The sequence below is a fragment of the bacterium genome (assembly GCA_035505375.1).
GTDB lineage: Bacteria > Hydrothermota > Tepidihabitantia > Tepidihabitantales > Tepidihabitantaceae > UBA2258.
Window position 1 is genome coordinate 1 of sequence record DATJQV010000062.1, and the last position, 17,874, is coordinate 17,874.

The window sequence follows — 17,874 nt, forward strand, 5'->3', positions numbered from 1 at the left end:
GGAAGCCTACGGGAAGTCGTCTCCGGACTCAGCACCGTCGACGCGATCCAACGCCGGATGACAGCTTACGTCCGTCTGCATGCACCTTTCACCTGCAATAGCCCCGATTTTCAACAGCATTGATGCCACGCTCCCCGTATACTACATATGCAGGGGCAAAGGTCGAACCTGAAGACTTACGGCATGCCGATGACCAAGGACGTGGGATTGAGGTCTAGAAGCCTGCGCAAACGACCCCGGCTGCCCCAGAACGAATCGGCCCGCAGGTTCGCCGCCCTGCGTTCTTGCGGAGAGCCGTTCGCGGCCTCAACTTGCCCTCGACGGCCTCGACCTCTTTCTCCGCCGCGGGTAGTCCTGTTGTGGCGACAGCGAAGCTGCCGCTTTTCCGCACTGCCAATGCAGGGTGGGGAACTGCGTTCCCGCGTTCCAAGTCGCGGCGCTTGACTTCGCGAGGGGAAGAACCTAGCATTAGTGGAACCAAACAACGTTCTTGCACAGGTCTGGATTCAGAGTCGGTGCCCGGCTGCTGCAGCTCTACTTCATAATCGGGCTGCTTGCACTTGCCGGAGTCTGGTTTTTCTTTTCCCAATTTCTGCTGATCAGGCTGTCGAGGTCATGGCAGGGATACGTTTCGACCCTGTCGGCACAGCTCGAGAGCGACACGCATCTCCGCTCGCGAATATACGCGAAGTTCATGTCGCACGCGACCGAGACTTCGGAGGGCAGTTCTCCGGAGCTCGACATAATCTTCGATGAGATAATAAAGAAGCTCGATTTCCCGGTCATAGTCACCGACGCCACTGGGAGGCCGACTTCCTGGCGCAATCTACCGGTTGATAACCCGGATTCGGCGCAGCTTGCCGGACTCACGTACGTGCTGGACAGCGAGCACGAGCCGGTTCCTCTCGTGGTCGCTGCAGGCGATTCGTCGCGCATGCTCGGAGAGATTCACTACGGGCTGTCCGCGTCCGCGGTGACGCTGCGCAACGTGAACGCCAACCTGGTGCGCTCGGTTCGCTATCTGACGGTCTTCTCGGTGCTGCAGGTACTGCTCCTCATCGGTTTTGTGATTGTCGGTGTCTGGGGAGTGCTCGTCTACAAGAAGCGGGAGCAGGAGCAGATTTGGACCGCTCTAGCCAAGGAGACCGCGCACCAGATGGCGACGCCGCTCTCTTCCTTCGGCGCCTGGCTGGACGTGCTGCGTGAACGCTCCCCGGATGCAACCAAGGAGATGGAGCAAGATCTGGTCAGGATGAAGGAAGTGCTGGACCGGTTCAGCCGTATTGGCCTTCCGCCGGAACTGGCACCGCATCAGGTCGGCCCGGCCATCGAACGTTCGGTGGCCTTCGTCCGGCGCCGGTCGCCGAAGACGGTGACGTTCACGACTGAGGTAGTGGATGACGCGACGGTCTTTGTCGACGACGTTCTCTTTGCGTGGATGCTGGAGAACCTGCTCAAGAACAGTGTAGATGCAATCGGTACCAAGCCCGGTGAGATTAGAGTCCGATGTGCGCTTTCCCCGGACCGGCGACTGCTTGAGATTGAGGTCACTGATTCAGGCGAGGGTGTGAAGACCGACCGGCTCTTTGAACCGGGCGTAACCACCAAGAAGTACGGCTGGGGAGTCGGTCTGACCCTGGCCAAGAGGATTGTCGAGAGCTACCATCAGGGCAGACTGCTGCTCAAGGAGTCACAGCCGGGCAGAACGGTGTTCTCGATATATCTGCCGGTCAACCGGAGACCGGAGAAGGAGCCGCAGCGCAACTCGTCGTCCTGAAACCAAGAAAGGAAGACCTTGAAGATACTCTGGATTGACGACGAGATTGATATGTTCCGGCCGTTCGTCTACGCACTGAAGGACAAGGGCTACGAGGTCGAGACGGCGACCAATGGTCCGGATGGGATCGAGCTGGCCAAGACCCACGACTTCGATCTGGTGCTGCTGGACGAGATAATGACGGGCATGGACGGGCTTGAGGTGCTGCGCCGGCTCAAGCAAATAGACAACAACCTCTTGGTCGCCATGGTCACCAAGTCCGACCAGGAGGCGCTAATCAACGAGGCATTCGGCAAGCTGGTCGACGACTTTGTCATCAAGCCGTTCACGCCGGCGCAGTTGCTTGCGGTCATCAAGCGGCTGCTTGAGAAGCAGCAACTGGTATCGAGCCGAATCGCGCAAGAGTACATGGCGGCAATGAACGAGGCGCGCGACCTCGATTCGTGGGAAAGCTGGGTCGAGTATTACCGGTTACTGGGCAATTGGCAGCGGCTGCTCGGTCGGTACGCCGACTCGGGACTGCAGGAGATTCAGGTCGACCGGCGGCGCGAGGCTAACGTCGGGTTCAATCACTTTGTCGAGGACGAATACCAGGGCTGGCTTGCCGGCAAAGGGCCCACGTTGTCGCATCAGGTCATGGATCGGTTCGTCCGTCCGCACTGGACCGGACCCAACACCTATCTGCTTTTACTCGATTCCATGCGCGCCGACCAGTGGGAAGCAATTGTGCCCCTGCTTCAGGACTACTTTGACATCAGCACAAGTTCTTACTGTTCGATACTTCCAACCGCGACCCCGTATTCCCGCAATGCCATCTTCTCCGGGTTGCTGCCTCTGGATATCCAGCGCCGCTATCCGAAGTACTGGGTAACCGAGGACACCGGACAGAACCGTTTTGAGGCCGAACTCCTGGAAGAGCAGTTGCGTCGGATGAGGTTTGATGGTCGTCATCTTTTCATCAAGGTCTCGCATGGCGGCGAACTTGAGAACAACCGTGCCGCGCTGCTCGACAAGAACGTCCGGTTCGCGGCCGTGGTTATCAACTTCCTCGACCTGCTGATTCACTCCATCAAGACGACGAGGCTGCTGGATGAAATCATCCCTGATGACGCCTCCCTGGTTGGAATGACCCGGGTCTGGTTCTCGTCATCGCCGGTGTTCGAGTTCCTGAAGACCCTGGCGCGACGCGACTGCACGGTCATCGTAACAAGCGACCACGGGTTCATCCGGGTGAAGCGGCCGACGCTGATATACGGGAGCCGCGAGATATCAGCCAACCTCCGCTACAAGCACGGCGCGGCAATCCGGGTCGAGGGGCGGGACGCAATCCTGCTCAACGACCCTGCGACCTTCATGCTTCCTTCCGACCATATCGGCACGAAGTTCGCCATCGCCAAGAACGACTACTACTTCATCTACCCGACCAAGCCGCGGGAGTACGAGAAGGCCTACAAATACACATTCCAGCACGGCGGCGTCTCGCTCGAAGAGATGGTTGTGCCCATCGCCACCCTCAAGCCGCGCTAGCGGACGACAGCACAGCCACGGTTCTGCGGAGTACCGCCAAGTTGAGTTCTGGTTATCCTTCTGTCAGTTGTGAGAGACTACCTGCGGAAGCGGCGGCGGATTGCCAGCAGCGCAAGTGTAAGGGTAGATACCCCAAGCAAACCTTCGATTACGCGCACGAGCGCCCGCCAGGGATTGAAGAAAGCCCCGGGTTCCACGATTCTGAACTGCCCGACAACGAGGTTGCCGAGGGAATAGACCGTTGAGTGCAGGAAGTCACTTAGGTTCTGGAAGATGACTGGCCACGAGAGAGTGATGCCATCGCGCAGTGAGTAAGACCTGAATTCACTCCCAACCGGGAAGCCCGCCAGCATGTTGACACCAGCGAATAACATCCATACTCCGAGTAGCCACCAGAGGGCTCTCGAAGGAGACTCTCCGTACTTGCTAAGCAGCCAGTAGAGCCACAAGCCGATCTTGTAGAAGGCGCTCGACGTTCTACGGCGACGATACTCCATTTCGACAACGTGGAAATCTCCTGCCTCTGAGTAGCACGCGAAGTCCTCTTGGGTGCGTCTTATCTCACGAACGACTCGCTCGACGTCTTTGCGAACCACGCCTTCCAGTTCCTGCAGTTCCGGCTTTTCCGGGTCTTGGTTGTACAACTCCGCCAGTCTCTTCACGCGGTCGCCAAGGCCGAGTGCAGTCCAGGTCTCGATTGGGCGGTAGACGAATTCCGCATCGTATAGGATGTGCTTGGGTCTGGCCTTCGGTTCCCACAGGACGTTCGCGAAGCGGACAACAGGGCGGTCATAGTAGATATCACTCCGTAGGAAGGAGATTCTACCCATGCCCACTGGCATGTCGCGGAATAGCACGTTTGCCGCGGACTCAGAGATCTCGCCACTTCTACTGCCCTCGGAAGCCGTGAACCTTGAGCGTCCGCGAGCGTAGTCGAGTCCCCACAGTAACAGGACGCCTCCACGCTCAAAGTGGAGTTTCTCGAACGTAAGCGTTTCCTGCAGGGCTGTTCTGTAGAGCAGCGCGGGACCCGCCATATGTGTCTTGCGAAAGTCCGTCGGCCCATCGAACTTGGCTCGTGTGAAGTCGGCATCCGACTCAAAGTGCACGTCCGAAAACTCCGCCTCCGATGCAAACTGCGTCTTCTTGAAGGCTACGGAGCCAGTGAACACGTCTTCGCCAAAGTCGGCCCTTTTGTCGAAGACGGCTCCCGAGAAATCGATCTTTCCGTCAAGAGTTCTTGCCCGAAAGTCGGCGCTGCCTCCGAAGTGAGTCCCAGTGCAGTCAACGCCCCCTAGGAATTCGGCAAGGCGGAAGCTGGCTCGTGACCCGAAAGACGCAGATGAGAAAGAGGCGCGTCCGAGGAACTCGGCATCCACAAAGACCGCATCGCCAAAGAACCGCACGTGACTGAAGTCCGCGTCACTCGTGGCGTCTTCCTCCTCGGGTTCGGCTGGTGGCTCATTCATCGCGGGCTCGCCGTCGACGCCGACACGGCGTTTAAGGACGGGCTGGTCCGTGAGGTCTTGGGGGATTGGTCTTCTCCCAAATCGTGCGGCAGTGAAGTTGCATGTGGCGAATGCAAAGTGCTGCAGGTTGTGGGCATGATCCATCGCCGGGAACACAAACCCGCGGTAGTCAAGGCTACGTTCGTGCCAGCCAGTATCGGTGTAGTGGTGTAGCATTTCATCATCCCACATTCCCTCGACCCACGATACCGCAGCTACGTTGGTACCGAGACGAGGGTCGGCGCGTTGTGCTAGGTAGTAGTTTGCGAAGTGACGCCAGAACTTGAGTGCTGGCTTGCCACGACTACCTACTGGTAGGTGGAAGATACACAGGTTCTCGTTCGGTTCAGCCTCTCGCAAGCACGTGTGCTGGCCGCGGTGCCACCCGCATTGCGCCATGTGCTAGCTCCAAGCCTCTCGTCGAGTCGGGACAATCTCGTTAAGGGAGGTGAAGATGAGGAAGCTAGATACGTTCCTACCAGGATACAGCTTGCGCACGGCCTCCTCGTAGAACCTGAGCTGGCCATCGTGATATTCGCGGGCCAGTGCCGGGATGTCCTTCTTCACGACCTTGAAGGTCTTGTAGTCGTAGATGCGGACCTCGTCGTCCGTGACAATCACGCGGTCGATGCGGCCGGACTGGACAGTTCCGTCGGCGTCCATGTACATGATCGGCAACTCGGCGAAGGAGCCGGGCAACGGAGAGACTACGGACTTGCAGCCGACATTGGACATTAGACCATGGACTGTGGACTCGATGATGGCGGCCAAGGAAGAAGGCAGACCGGCCAGCCGAAGCAGGCGACTGACTTCGGCTGCGAGCTGCGAGCTGTCAGCCGTCAGCTTTCCGTTTGAGATTTCCTCAAGCACCTTGTGGATGACTTCGCCGAGGCCGACGCCTTCCTCGCCGTGCTGCTGGAAGTCCTGGGGCAGGTTGCGGGTGACACTCCGAATAGAGGGAGGAGGGAGGATTGAGGAGGGAGGAGAGACACGGCGGAGTGGCCTGGATTCTCGCTCGCGGAGCGCAGGCGCTGCGAGAGCCATGTCGGGGATGTCGGCCGGCGTGAGGCAGGTCACGTTTGGCAGCGAGGGTTCGAGGGCGAAGCCGGTATCGGTTTCGTGCAGGCCGAGGTGTTGGACCAGCCATTCGAGCCGGGTCTTCCTGAGCGTGCGTTCGTTCCACGTTCCGGTCAGGAACATGGCGTCGCGCGCCCGGGTGCAGGCCACGTAGAATACGCGCTTTTCTTCTTCGTACTCCTGCTCGACGTGCTCTTTGTGCAGCGGGTGTTCGCGTCTGATGCCCGAGTCAGGAACGTAGGAAACCGCCACTTCGTCCGGGCTCGTTTCCTCGACGACCAGCTTGTCCCCGGACGAGCCGGCGGAGCGGATTGTGGCGTCAAGCCCGGGCAGGAACACGACTGGGAACTGGAGGCCCTTGGCCGCGTGCACGGTGAGAATCTGGACGCCGGGCATGTCCTCGACGCGGACGTCGGCTTTGGCTTCGTCGGCGCCGGCCTGTTCGAGCGCGTTCAGGATGCGGAGCGGGTGTTCGCCCGATGCTTCGAGGTCTTCGATGATGGTCAAGAACTTGCGGACGTTGGCTTCGCGCTGTGGTTCCCAGAACCTGGTCCAGACCCGCCGTTCGTCCATGGCGCGGGAGAGGATGCGGGCGAGGGGTTCTTTGTGGACGCAGCCCAGCCAGCTCTTGAGCGCGGCCACTGCCTCAACGACCTTAGGGCAGGTCGAGGTCTGCATGCGGTCCCAGAGGAAGAGGGCAGGGGTCAGGGGTCGGGGGTCGGGGGTCGGGGAGGAATCTGAAGAGGCGGAGTTGGCGAGGAAGAGGTCGCGCTCGGCAATGTCGAAGAATGGGCCGCGCAGGGTGACGTAGAGGGAGACGTCGTCGGTCGGGTCGACAAGGAAACTAAGGAGCGAACGGAGGTAGCGGACTTCGACTTCCTCGTAGAAGCCGGAGCCGCCGAGCACCAGAAACGGAATGCCGGCCTCGCGCAAGGCGTTCTCGATTGGTGCGAGCAGGTTGCGGGAGCGGATGAGGATGGCGATGTCTTTGTACTGGCAGGAGCGCGCGATTTCGACGTCGCCGTCCTTGTCGTAGACCAGCAGGCCACCCTCACCCTTGCCCTCTCCCATCGAGGGAGAGGGGAATCCTGCTTCCTCTCCCTTGGGGGGAGAGGATTGAGGTGAGGGAGAAACAACCAGGCTCTGGATTCGCTTGGCGATGAGGGTGGCTTCGAGCTTGCGACGCTCCGGAGCGTTGTCGTCTGAGCGGGCGAGTATCAGTTCGACGCGGCCGGGGTCGGTATTGCTCCGGGCGCGAGTGAATGGCGCGTAGCGAGTACGCCACGGAGAGGGGTCGGGGGTCGGGGGTCGGCGGAGGATGAGGAAGGGGACATCAGGCGCGAGAACAGGGCGTTGTTGAAGCCGATGAGGGACTCAAGGCTGCGGTAGTTCTTCTCTAGGGTCTCTCGTTCGATCTGCTCTTTGCCCACCCACGCTTCGAGCTTGTCCGCGGCTTGGGCAAAGACTTCGACCTTGGCGTCCCGGAACATGTAGATGGACTGTTTCTCGTCGCCGACGATGAAGATGGTCGGTTTGATGCCGAGGTCGGACTTCGCGCCTTCGCCCGAGCGCCACTCTTCGGTCAGCTTGTCGATGATGCCCCACTGGATGAAGCTCGTGTCCTGGAACTCGTCCACGAGGATGTGGTCCGTGTGTTCGTCAAAGGCGTGCAGTATGTTCTGCCAGTCTTCCTCCTTGTGGAGGACCTTCCACGCCTCGTATTCCATGTCATCATAGTCCACGAACCCGGCAGCGCGTTTGGCTTCAGTGTAAGCTTTGAGGAATCGTTGCTGGAACAGGCCGAGGGCCTGGCCGAACTCGCCTTCCCAGACCGCGGTCGCGATGCGGTTGCGGTACTCGCACATCGCCTGATTCCACGCCTGTTCTTCGTCGTTGCAGCCGCGGATGCGCGGCGTGCACGATTTGGTACGATAGATGTCGGAGTTCTCTTCGAGGAGACGAAAGACCTCCTCAAGTGTCTTGCCCGCTAGTTCCCTTGGGAACAGACGCGAGTACCCTTCGAACCTGGTGCGACCGATCGGGCTCGCGCGGAGCTTCGCAGCGAGGTCGGGCAGGTCGGCTTCGGGCCCGACCATCCGTCCGCGCTGTACCGCAACCCGCCTGGCGAAGAGGCTGTCGAACAACTCGGACAGCCTGGTCCAGCCCTGGGTTCGGTTGCTGGTCACGAGGTCGATGAGTTCGGCGTAGTCACTTGAGTTCCGCTCACGCTCCGCGACCTGCATCAGCACGTCGTACTTGGCGCTTTCCCACGCGGTCGTGGTGTCGGACAGGACCTCGACACGCGGGTCGAGGCCGAGCAGCGGAGCAAAACGCCTGACCAGGGAAAGGCAGAACGAGTGAATGGTCGAGATGCGCAGCTTGAGTGCATTGTCGCGCAGGAACCTGTGTAGGGCCTGGTCTTTCTTCTCCAGTTCGCTGAAGATGCGCTCTTTCATCTCGGCTGCGGCCTTCTCGGTAAAGGTGAGAGTCAGAATCCGCTCGGGCGCGACACCGGCGGCAAGCAGGGCAATGTAGCGGTCGCTGAGTTGCTGGGTCTTGCCCGAGCCGGCCGGAGCGAAGACGACCTTATGCTTCAAAGGAATGACCAATTGCCAAGTACCAATTCCCAATCAAGTCCGAATGAACCAAGGACGAATGGCTCCGCAGCTCGGCTTCGTCATTTCCCCTTTGACTGGTCATTGGGTCTTGGTCATTGGGATCTCTGCTGCCTCGTTCAACCTGCGGCCGCAGGTGTGGCTGAGGCCGCAGTAGTCACAGGCACGGTCGTCACCGGGTTCGGCAGGGAACCGGCCAGCGCGGATCTGCCGCACGACCTCGGCCGCGTTGTCGGCCGCGGCCTTGATGAGTTCCTTCACGTCGTACTTCTTGCCCGCGAACCAGCGCACCTCGGGTTCGCGCAGCGTATAAATGCCGAAGTTGTCGGGCACGGCCTGCGTGTGTTCCGCAGCGTAGAGCCAGGCGTACAGCGGAAGCTGGAGATGGGTGCCTTCGAGCACGGCCTTTCCGCCGATGTTGCGCGGCGAACCGGTCTTGTAGTCGAGGATGCGGAAGAGCCTGCCCGAGGTGTCCACGCGGTCAGCCCGGCCCTTGAGAGCGATGTCCTCGGTCAGCCGGCCCCGCAGCCTCAGTTCGGCCCGTCCGGGCAGGAACCCGCCCTCGCGCAGTCCGGTCTCGCAGCGGATGATTTCCGGCAGGAGCCCGGTGAATACGCGTCGGGTCACTTCGGTCCAGAACACGGGCAGCTCGACTTCCTTGAGAGTGGCGTCGAGCGCCTTGAGCGCGGCTGCTTCCAGTTTCTCCGGCTCGACCGGCCCGTCCCGGTATAGCTTCTCCATGACCAGATGGATTACGAGTCCCCACTGACGCGCGTCGATGTCGTAGTGGGGTTCCTCTGGCGTCTCGATACCGAGGATGTAGTCAATGTAGAACTCGTACGGGCAGCGCTTGTACCTTTCCAGTTGCGTGACCGAGACCGGCCGGGCCGGGCCATAGTCCGTAGCCAGGACTGCAAGCACTTCCCTGTCACTGGAGAAGTCCACTTCCAGCGCGGATTCGGCGAAGGTCTTGCCTACCGCGTTGCCCCGGGCGACTTGTTCCTCGGCTTCGGAGTAGAGTGCGTTCGGACTCGGAGCTTTGGTTGGCTTGAACGTGAGGAAAGGGGTGGGCAGGACCGGTTGGCCATCGTTTGCCGCGTGATAGCTGAGGATGGGAGGTGTGAGCGGCGATTCGATGGTACGGCGGAAGTGGAACCGCTCGTGTTCCTGGTGCCAGTCAAGGTCCGGCATGCCGAGTGCCTTGCGTACCGGGTCGGGCATAATCGGGTCGGCCGAGTAGGCGGAGGGCAGGCTGGTCTCGGTCAGACCACAGAAGTAGAGCCGGCGCGGGTGGATGCCGAGGGTTTCGGTCATGTCTACGACCGTGACGCCGGCAGGCGGGGTTTCGGGCGAACGCTTGGCGTTCTCGACAAGGTAGACCAGCGTCTTGATGAATCGAGCCCGCGTATCGCTATGCCCGCCGAACTCCTGTTCGAACATGGTAATGGCGTCGAGGATGTCGTAGAGCGACTTGCGATCAGCCAGGTGTTCAGCTTCGGTGTCGTCGCTCGTGGTCTCGCTCAGGAACCCGACCCGGCCAAGAAGTCGCTTGAGCGAGAATGCGAATGTGCCGAGAGTAGCATTCTCGGTCAGGCTTGTCCTGATTAGCTTCGTGGCGTGCTGCACCCGCCTCTGTACGTCCTCCAGGAACTTGTCTTCGGAGTCCTCAAGTCCGTTGTCCTCGGCGGCCAGCACGCGCTCGCGTATCTTGTCCCAGTTCTGGCGACCCTTGATGATGCGGCCGCGGCGGGAGTAGTGGTTGAGGGCAGCAGCCGCACGCCTGCGGTTCTCTGCGTCTTCTCCTTCATCGAGTTGCAGCAAACCCGGCAGGTATGGCGAGCCGAGCGCGGCGGCGGCAGCGATGCGTTCGAAGTCGGTGTCGACGCAGCGCAGGAGTTCGAGTGCGGCGACTATCGGCGGTGAGGACGAGAGGCTCGTTTCCGGGTACACAGTCGCATGCACGCCGTAGTCTTCGAACACTCGTTTGACCAGGGGCGCGAATTCGGCCAGAGCGGGAACGGCGACGAAGGTTCCTTCGATGTCGCCCGGCTGGGCGATGATGGCGCGGCAGATTCCTTTGACTTCCTCCTCGATGTCGGGGTATTGGAGGAACTCCGGCGTGGGCAGGGGTGAGGGGAGAGGTACGCGTTCGGTCTCGAACCCACCCAGGGACTGGACGAATTCCGTGAAGCGATCGGGCTGCGCGTAGTCCGGGTCCTTGGGGTCGCTGCCATAGTTGAGCACTAGCACTGATTCGGCATTCTCGACCAGGGCACGTATCAGGTCAGCTTCGAGCCGGTTCGGGGCCACAAAGCTGTCGAGCACGAGCACCGGCGGAAGTTCGGCCTTGGGGACGTGCGACACGGCTTGAGAGAGCATCCCTTCGTCATCGATCCAATTGAGCCGGCTGAGCTCGGATTCGTAGCTCTCAAGGCACTCCAGGCATTCGATCAGGCTGGCCAGCGGCTTCTCAAACCCAACCATCAATTCCTCGAATCTGGCTCCAAGCCCGGAGCGGTCCTCGGCTGCTACGTAGCGCCGGACCTCGGTGATGAAGCCGGCAACCGCACGCGCGTAGCCAATCGAGGAGGGGCGAGGGGCGCGGGACGAGGGACGGGCCTTACTTCCGCTTGAGGCCTGAGGCTTGTGGCTTGTGGCTTCCTGTGTCAGCAGGCGCTGGACGAGGAGAGGCTTGAGCTCAGGTGGCAGGCGGCGGGCTGAGCCGAAGCGGTCGTGGAGGTCGCGAGCCAGTTGGGTGAGGCTTGCGAACACCGACGGTACGATAGCCTCCTTGCCACTGAGTCGCAGCAGTTCGGCCTTGGCCAGCTCCTTGCGGCGCGGGCTGGGGCAGAGGTAGAGGATATCAGCAGGCGCGACGCCGGAGTCGAGGGCCGCTCTGAGCAGCCGCTCACCGGCGTCGTGCGCGCCGAACGGCGCGAGGAATAACCTTCTCAATGCTGGCAGGGCCGGTGCTGGCGGGACACGATCCGAAATCCTCGGCGGATTCCGGTCATGTCCCTATCCGGCGTCAGGACTTGGGCTTGGCTTTGGCCGCGAGCTTGCGTGCGTCCTTACGGCGCCGGGCTTTGACTATCCGGCGATGGCGCATGCGGCGGACCTTTATCTTGCTTCTTGGCATGTTGCTCCTTTGGTGAACTGTGGGATGATTACTTTCGACAATTACGGATAGACCTTTTCAAGCATGCGCGGGAATGGGATGGTCTCGCGGATGTGCTTGAGCCCGCAAATCCAGGATACCGTGCGTTCGAGTCCGAGCCCGAACCCGGAATGGGGGAACGAGCCGTAGCGGCGCATGTCGAGATACCACTCGTACGCCTGGCGCGGCAGCTTGTTCTCCTCGATGCGCTTCTCCATCTCTCTCAGGTCGTCTTCGCGCTGGGACCCGCCGACGATTTCTCCGTAGCCCTCGGACGCAATCATGTCGAAGGCGAGAGCCAGCGTCGGGTCCTGGGCGTCGCGCTTCATGTAGAACGCCTTGATGGCCGCGGGGTAGTGGTGGAGCATCACCGGCCGGTCGAAGGCTTCGCCGATCAGCGTTTCCTCGTCGCCGCCGAAGTCATCGCCCGGCTTGATTTCCTTGCCCTTGTCCTGCAGCAGTTTGACCGCCTCACCGTACGAGATGCGCGGGAACGGTACCTTCACGGCTTCGAGTTTGGTCGTGTCGCGTTCGAGCGTCGCGAGTTCGGGCTTGCGCTTCGCGAGCACGCGCTGCACCGTGTAGGCGACCAATTCCTCGGCCAGCGTCATGTCGCCGGCAAGGTCGAGGAACGCGACCTCGGGTTCGAGCATCCAGAACTCCATCAGGTGGCGTCGGGTCTTCGACTTCTCGGCGCGGAAAGTCGGACCGAAGCAATAGGTCTTGCGCACCGCGGCGGCGATTGCCTCGTTGTAGAGCTGGCCGGTCTGGGCGAGGTAGACCTGCTCGCCATAGTAATCGACCGGGAAGAGCGTGGTTGTGCCCTCGCCTGCGGCCGGCGTGAGGATCGGCGTGTCGCCGAGAACGAAGCCGCTGTCATCGAGGAAGTCGCGCATCGCCTTCACGATTTCCGAGCGGATACGCAGCACGGCGTGCTGGCGGGCCGAGCGCAGCCAGAGGTGCCGGTGTTCCATCAGGAACTCGACGCCGTGCTCCTTCAGGGTAATCGGGTACGGCTCGGACAGGTGGATGAGCTTCAGGTCGGTGGCGGTCAGTTCGTATCCGCCGGGCGCCCGTTTCTCCTCGCGGACGCTGCCGGTGACGGCGACCGACGACTCCTGCGTGACCGTGTCGGCCAGTTCGAACGCCGCGTCCGGGACCTGGCCTTTGAGGAACACGCACTGGATGACGCCGGTGCCGTCGCGCAGGATCAGGAACCTGACTTTGCCCGACGACCGTTTGTTGTATACCCAGCCGCTCAGGGTTACTTCGCTGCCGACAGAAGCGCCGATTTTCTCAATCACTGTTTCCACGGACGGATTCTAGGGCACGAGTCGGGCAAGTCAAGGACTAGGTCAAGGTTAAGGTTGAGGTTGAGGCCGGGAAGAACAGGCCGTCAGCCAATAGCCAATTCCTGATTGCTAATGCCCAACGAATGGCCAAGGCCGGTCCTCGGACCTGGTGATCGGACGCGATTGGTCGTTCGTTGGTAATTGGGTATTGGGATTTGGCAATTCTCTCTTGCCGAGATGGCCATCTCTTCTATACTAGCGGCTTACCTGTATCAGTCTTTAGACCTCGACCTTAACCTTAACCTCTGCCTCTACCTAGTTTGACTTGGGTGCCGACTGGACTAGCATTCCATGGGTGAGCGCTATAGTCGCGCCGATTGACTATCTGGCCTTCCTTGTCCGGGTCGTGGTCGGTTCGTGGGACCCGCGACGGACATGGGCCAGATTCATAGCCCAATTGTCGGTTCATGGTGCCGGAGCCATTCCGGTTGTCATCATCACTTCGGTTTTCATCGGCCTGACCACGGCAGTCCAGACTACCTACCAGTTGATGGGCGTTGTGCCCAAGTACTTCGTCGGCATGGGCGTGGGTCGCCTGGTGCTGATTGAGCTGGCCCCGGTGCTGACCGGGTTCATAGTGGCCGGCCGCTCAGCCTCGGCTATCGCCGCCGAGCTCGGTGCCATGCGGGTTTCCGAACAGATCGACGCGCTCGAGGTCATGGGCGTCGACCCGTACCGGTATCTCTGCCTGCCGAGGGTGCTCGCGACCTGCATCGGTCTGCCGGTGCTCGTGGTGGTCACCGAAGTCGTGGCGATATTCACGGCGCTCATCATCGCGGAGATGATGCTCGACGTCCCGGCCTCGGTCTTTACCTACGGTGTCACGCACTTCTTCATGCTGCGCGACTTCACCGGGGGCATCGTGAAGTCAGTACTGTTCGGCCTGCTGATCGGCACCAGCGGCTGCTACTACGGCTTCAACGTGCACGGCGGGGCAGAGGCAGTAGGACGGGCCGCGACGCGCGCGGTCGTCCTGTCCGCGGTGTTGATACTGCTCGTTGATTTCGTGATTGCGCTGGTTTTCTTCAAGACATGATCAGGGTTGAGGAAGTCAGCAAGCGCTTCCGGGATTATACCGTGCTGGACCGCGTGAGCTTTGAGATCCCGGACGGCAAGACGACCGTGATTCTCGGCCCATCCGGCGTAGGCAAGACTGTGCTGCTGAAGATAATGGCCGGACTGCTCGCGCCGGACGCCGGCCGGGTCTACCACGACGGCAACCGGATACACTTCGGCCGATTCGCGGACCCGAGAGCGGAGACCGGCGGACTTGGGTACGTGTTCCAGGGCGGGGCTTTGTTCGACTCGCTGACCGTTGCCGAGAACGTCGCCCTGGTACTGGAAGAGACGACCCGCCTGAGCCGCGCCGAGGTCCGGAGCCGAGTCAGTGAAGCGCTGCGGCGAGTCGGCATGGCCGAGCATGCGGAGCTGTATCCGCGCGCCCTGTCCGGCGGCATGACGCGGCTCGTAGCTATCGCGCGGGCCCTGGTGGCGGAGCCGCGCTGTGTCTTCTACGACGAGCCGACGACCGGGCTGGACCCCGCAATCCGAGAACGGGTCTCAACCATGATCCGGGAATTGCGAGAGCAGCGCACTCGCCTGCAGGTCGTAGTCACCCATGACCTCGATGCCGCCCGGCTGCTTGCCGACAGCACGTACATGCTGCGGGCGGGCAAGCTGGTTCGGGCGGACAACGTGAGAAAGGAAGATTATGAGCAGGCGTATGCGTGATGTTATTGTTTCGCTGTTCGTGCTGGGCGGCATCGGGCTCGCCATCTTCGCGTATGTATGGTTCTCGGGTCGGGTGACCGGTCGCGACCGCCTCGAATACACGATTGTGTTTCGCGACGTAGCCGGGCTCAAGGTCGGCGACCCGGTGCAGGTGCTCGGCATCGAGAAGGGCCGAGTGGCCGGTATCCGGCTGGCCGGAAAGCACGTTGAAGTGAGAGTGGTTCTCGACCGCGACTTCAGACCTACGACCGACACCCGGTTTGCCGTCCGCTCAATCAGCTACCTCGGCGGGGACCGCTACCTGATGGTCACGCCGGGTGACTCGAGTCCGGCCGCGCAGAACTACGTGTTCCGGGGCATCAACGAATCGCTCGAACTCGAATCGACCTTCCTCAGGCTCGACCGGCTTCTCTCCGATCTCAACCCGGCCGAGCTCACCGACAAACTGGGCAAGTCGGCCGGTGACCTTGTCGGGACGATACACAGCGAGCTCGACAGCTTCCGCACCAACCTCTCAAACACGACCGACAACCTGAGCACCCTGGCTGCCCGGCTCGACACGTTCGTTCAGCTCATAGATACCAACTCCACCGCGGGCAAACTGGTGCGCTCGGACCAGCTCTACGACGAGGTCCGCGGAACCAACACTGAACTCAAAGACCTGATTACCGACATCAAGGCCCACCCGGACAAATACGTAAAGGTCAAATTCAGCCTGTTCAAGTAGGTGCGCAGGGGAGACATCCGTGCGTGAACTACCTCTTGCTGGCTCGCCGGGACATACTTCATGAAGTGGCGCGCCAGGGCGGGATGCAGTGCGGTCAGATGCAGTGCGGTCAGGTTGACAGCCACTGATTATCGTGTAACCTAGCTCATGCTGCAAAAGGAGAAGACGGCCCTTCAGAAGGCTTACGACGCGCTCAATCCGAACCAGCCCCTTGAGCACAACGACCCTCGGCTCGTGCGAGCCCTGTTCGGTGACTTCTTCGATTCGGTCAGGGACCGTCTGCTGCTGGGGAAGTCCCATCGCGCCAAGCTGCTTCTCTCCGGGCACATCGGGTGCGGCAAGTCCACGCTGCTGAACGTGGTCGAGTGCGATGAGGAGATACGACGGGCCTTCATGGTCGTCCGCTGCAGCATCAAGGACTTCGTCGAACCTAATGAACTCGACCACATCGACCTGCTGCTGGCGCTCGCCCTTACCGCGGTGGACACTGCCTTCCAAGGCGGCGTGAAACTGGACACCGCGGCCGCGAAGAAGGTCCGTGAGCTCTATAGCGAGCTGCGCGGACTGGTCCTGCGCGAACGGCAGACCGATACCTCTCGCAAGGCGAGTCTGAGTGCGGAAGCGGGTGTCGGCATCCCGAAGGCGATAGGCTGGCTTAGCGCGGACTTCCGTTCTGAATACCAGATACAGGGTGAATACCGGGATTCGGTGCGCAAGTACTTCAAGCCTCGTCTGTCGGACTTCATCAACACCATCAACTCTCTGCTTGACTCCATCACGGCCCGCCTCGGGTGCAAGGAGTTGCTGATTCTCGTGGACGACTCCGACAAACCGATGGCCGAGACGTCGCGCAAGCTGTTCTATGAGTACGGCAGCCAGCTCGCGCAGCCGAAGGCGAGCATCGTGTACGTCGTAGACACTTCCGTATCCTGCTTCCGGGACTTCGCAGCCATCAGCAACAAGTTGGGCGGAGAGGAGTTCTTTCCCGGCGTCATCGTGCAGCCGGTCGGTGACACGCCCGGGACTCCCAAGGAGCAGGTGCTCTGCCAGGTGCTGAGCGAGCGCGTGTCCGACGCGGTAATCCCGGAAGACTGCCGCCTGATGCTGGCGCGGCTGAGCGGGGGGGTAGTGAGAGAACTGCTCAGGCTGGCTCAACATGCCGTTTTCTTCGGAAAGGGCACGGTCAGCCGGGATTCAATCGAACGGGCCGCAATGAAGGTGTTCAACTCGTTCAACTTCTCGGCCGCGGACGTCGCCGTGCTGCGGGCGGTGCTGAATGACCGCGACTGGCACCCGGCGACCGACGACGAGGAGGCCACCTTTTTCTCACTGCTGCGGCAGCCGGCTGTGTTCCAGTACCGCAACGGAGACCGTAAGTGGCACAGGCCGTACCCGGTGTTCATCCCCTGGCTGCAGAAGCTCGGCTAGAGCTCGCGCAGCGGCTCGAACTAGACAATCTGATTCGGCGTATGCGCCTGCATGTCGGGCAGGGCGGCATCTTCCTGGCCGCAGTCACCGACGATGCAACTCGGGCCCTGGTTCAGGCTCGAATCCGGGCCGGGCTTGCCGACCTCGAGTGGCTGGACCTGTCGCTCACCGGCGACGATCCGCTGAGTGAGGCGGCGCGGATTCGAGAGGCCCGTGGAACCAGCGAAGCCATTTTCGCCGCTGACCTGCGCGGCCTTGACGAGAAACGTGAGCGGCGCGCGCTGGTCAACCTGAACACACGGCGCGAATACGTGCCCGACAAGCACGTCCTCCTGCTCATCTGGTGCCGGCCGGGCCAGTTGCGGCACGTGTCCGACACGGCCAAGGATTTCTGGAGCTTCCGGACCGACGTTGCCCGTTTCGGCGTCATGCCCGACCATGCCGGCAAGGGGACGTCCTTGCCTGCGGTCATGGAGAAGGAGCTGGCCGAAGCGCGTGCGGCGCTGGTCCGTGCCCGTAACACAAGGAACCCTGCCCCGTCGCTGCTGCCGTCGCTTCAATTCCGACTCGCCGAACTCCTGTCCGACGCCGGTCGCCCGGATGAGGCGCTCGAGCACTATCTGCCCGCGGTAGACGCGTACCGCCGGCTCGACGACAAGCGGAACCTTGGCGCGGTCCTCGGTAACATCGGCCTCATCTACAGTGCCAGGGGCGAACCCGACCAGGCGCTGAAGTACCTTGAGGAAGCGCTGGCGACTTACCGCGAAATCGGGTATCAGCAGGGCGTGGCGAGCGACCTCGGCAACATCGGGCTCATCTACAGCGACAAGGGCGAACCCGACAAGGCGCTGAGGTACCTTGAGGAAGCGTTGGCGATTCACCGCGAAATCGGGTATCAGCGGGGCGTGGCGAGCGCCCTCGGCAACATCGGGAACATCTACATCGTCAAGGGCGAACCCGACAAGGCGCTCAAGT

The 17,874-nt window shown here is 61.4% G+C and carries 12 protein-coding genes; 7 read left to right on the top strand and 5 right to left on the bottom strand.

All coding sequences use genetic code 11. The features are described 5' to 3' along the window. The first annotated feature begins 490 nt into the window (after positions 1 to 490). Both VMH22_09605 and VMH22_09610 read left to right on the top strand, forming a co-directional pair. Positions 491 to 1,777: a HAMP domain-containing sensor histidine kinase gene (locus VMH22_09605; protein ID HTW91951.1), complete on the top strand. Its 1,287-nt coding sequence runs from the start codon at positions 491 to 493 to the stop codon at positions 1,775 to 1,777. An 18-nt stretch (positions 1,778 to 1,795) separates the two neighbouring features. Then, a complete protein-coding gene (locus VMH22_09610) occupies positions 1,796 to 3,304 on the top strand; it encodes a response regulator (protein HTW91952.1) in 1,509 nt (502 codons plus the stop codon). Between the two features lie 77 nt (positions 3,305 to 3,381). On the opposite strand, the gene VMH22_09615 is transcribed toward VMH22_09610, so the two are convergent. From VMH22_09615 to asnS, 5 genes are all read right to left on the bottom strand, one after another. Next, a complete protein-coding gene (locus VMH22_09615; GenBank protein HTW91953.1) occupies positions 3,382 to 5,172 on the bottom strand; it encodes a pentapeptide repeat-containing protein in 1,791 nt (596 codons plus the stop codon). A 42-nt stretch (positions 5,173 to 5,214) separates the two neighbouring features. After that, complete coding sequence (locus tag VMH22_09620; GenBank protein HTW91954.1) at positions 5,215 to 6,960, bottom strand: 3'-5' exonuclease; 1,746 nt, start codon at positions 6,958 to 6,960, stop codon at positions 5,215 to 5,217. A 146-nt stretch (positions 6,961 to 7,106) separates the two neighbouring features. Then, complete coding sequence (locus VMH22_09625; GenBank protein ID HTW91955.1) at positions 7,107 to 8,486, bottom strand: UvrD-helicase domain-containing protein; 1,380 nt, start codon at positions 8,484 to 8,486, stop codon at positions 7,107 to 7,109. Between the two features lie 99 nt (positions 8,487 to 8,585). Then, positions 8,586 to 11,459 (bottom strand): PD-(D/E)XK nuclease family protein, encoded by a 2,874-nt coding sequence (locus VMH22_09630; protein HTW91956.1) that lies wholly within the window; start codon positions 11,457 to 11,459, stop codon positions 8,586 to 8,588. A gap of 225 nt (positions 11,460 to 11,684) precedes the next feature. Continuing rightward, entirely contained in the window at positions 11,685 to 12,974 is a 1,290-nt protein-coding gene (asnS, locus tag VMH22_09635; GenBank protein HTW91957.1) for an asparagine--tRNA ligase, read from the bottom strand. 334 nt (positions 12,975 to 13,308) lie between these two features. On the opposite strand from asnS, the gene VMH22_09640 reads away from it, so the two are divergent. The 5 genes from VMH22_09640 to VMH22_09660 all read left to right on the top strand — a co-directional run. Continuing rightward, a complete protein-coding gene (locus VMH22_09640; GenBank protein ID HTW91958.1) occupies positions 13,309 to 14,049 on the top strand; it encodes an ABC transporter permease in 741 nt (246 codons plus the stop codon). Beyond that, complete coding sequence (locus tag VMH22_09645; protein HTW91959.1) at positions 14,046 to 14,744, top strand: ATP-binding cassette domain-containing protein; 699 nt, start codon at positions 14,046 to 14,048, stop codon at positions 14,742 to 14,744. The genes VMH22_09640 and VMH22_09645 overlap by 4 nt, the downstream gene beginning before the upstream one ends. Beyond that, positions 14,737 to 15,471 carry an MlaD family protein gene (locus VMH22_09650; protein ID HTW91960.1) on the top strand — a complete coding sequence of 245 codons (735 nt, stop codon included), beginning with the start codon at positions 14,737 to 14,739 and terminating at the stop codon, positions 15,469 to 15,471. The genes VMH22_09645 and VMH22_09650 overlap by 8 nt, the downstream gene beginning before the upstream one ends. 147 nt (positions 15,472 to 15,618) lie before the next feature. Next, a complete protein-coding gene (locus tag VMH22_09655; GenBank protein HTW91961.1) occupies positions 15,619 to 16,899 on the top strand; it encodes a hypothetical protein in 1,281 nt (426 codons plus the stop codon). Further along, the coding region (locus VMH22_09660) for a tetratricopeptide repeat protein (GenBank protein ID HTW91962.1) at positions 16,848 to 17,874 on the top strand (1,027 nt) is incomplete at its 3' end. The genes VMH22_09655 and VMH22_09660, both read left to right, overlap by 52 nt.

What these genes read in the sequence shown, in the direction of transcription:
- VMH22_09655 (HTW91961.1), top strand. Translation starts at nt 15,619, where the DNA reads ATGCTGCAAAAGGAGAAGACGGCCCTTCAGAAGGCTTACGACGCGCTC.
- VMH22_09650 (HTW91960.1), top strand. Translation starts at nt 14,737, where the DNA reads ATGCGTGATGTTATTGTTTCGCTGTTCGTGCTGGGCGGCATCGGGCTC.
- VMH22_09620 (HTW91954.1), bottom strand. Translation starts at nt 6,960, where the DNA reads ATGGGAGAGGGCAAGGGTGAGGGTGGCCTGCTGGTCTACGACAAGGAC.
- VMH22_09645 (HTW91959.1), top strand. Translation starts at nt 14,046, where the DNA reads ATGATCAGGGTTGAGGAAGTCAGCAAGCGCTTCCGGGATTATACCGTG.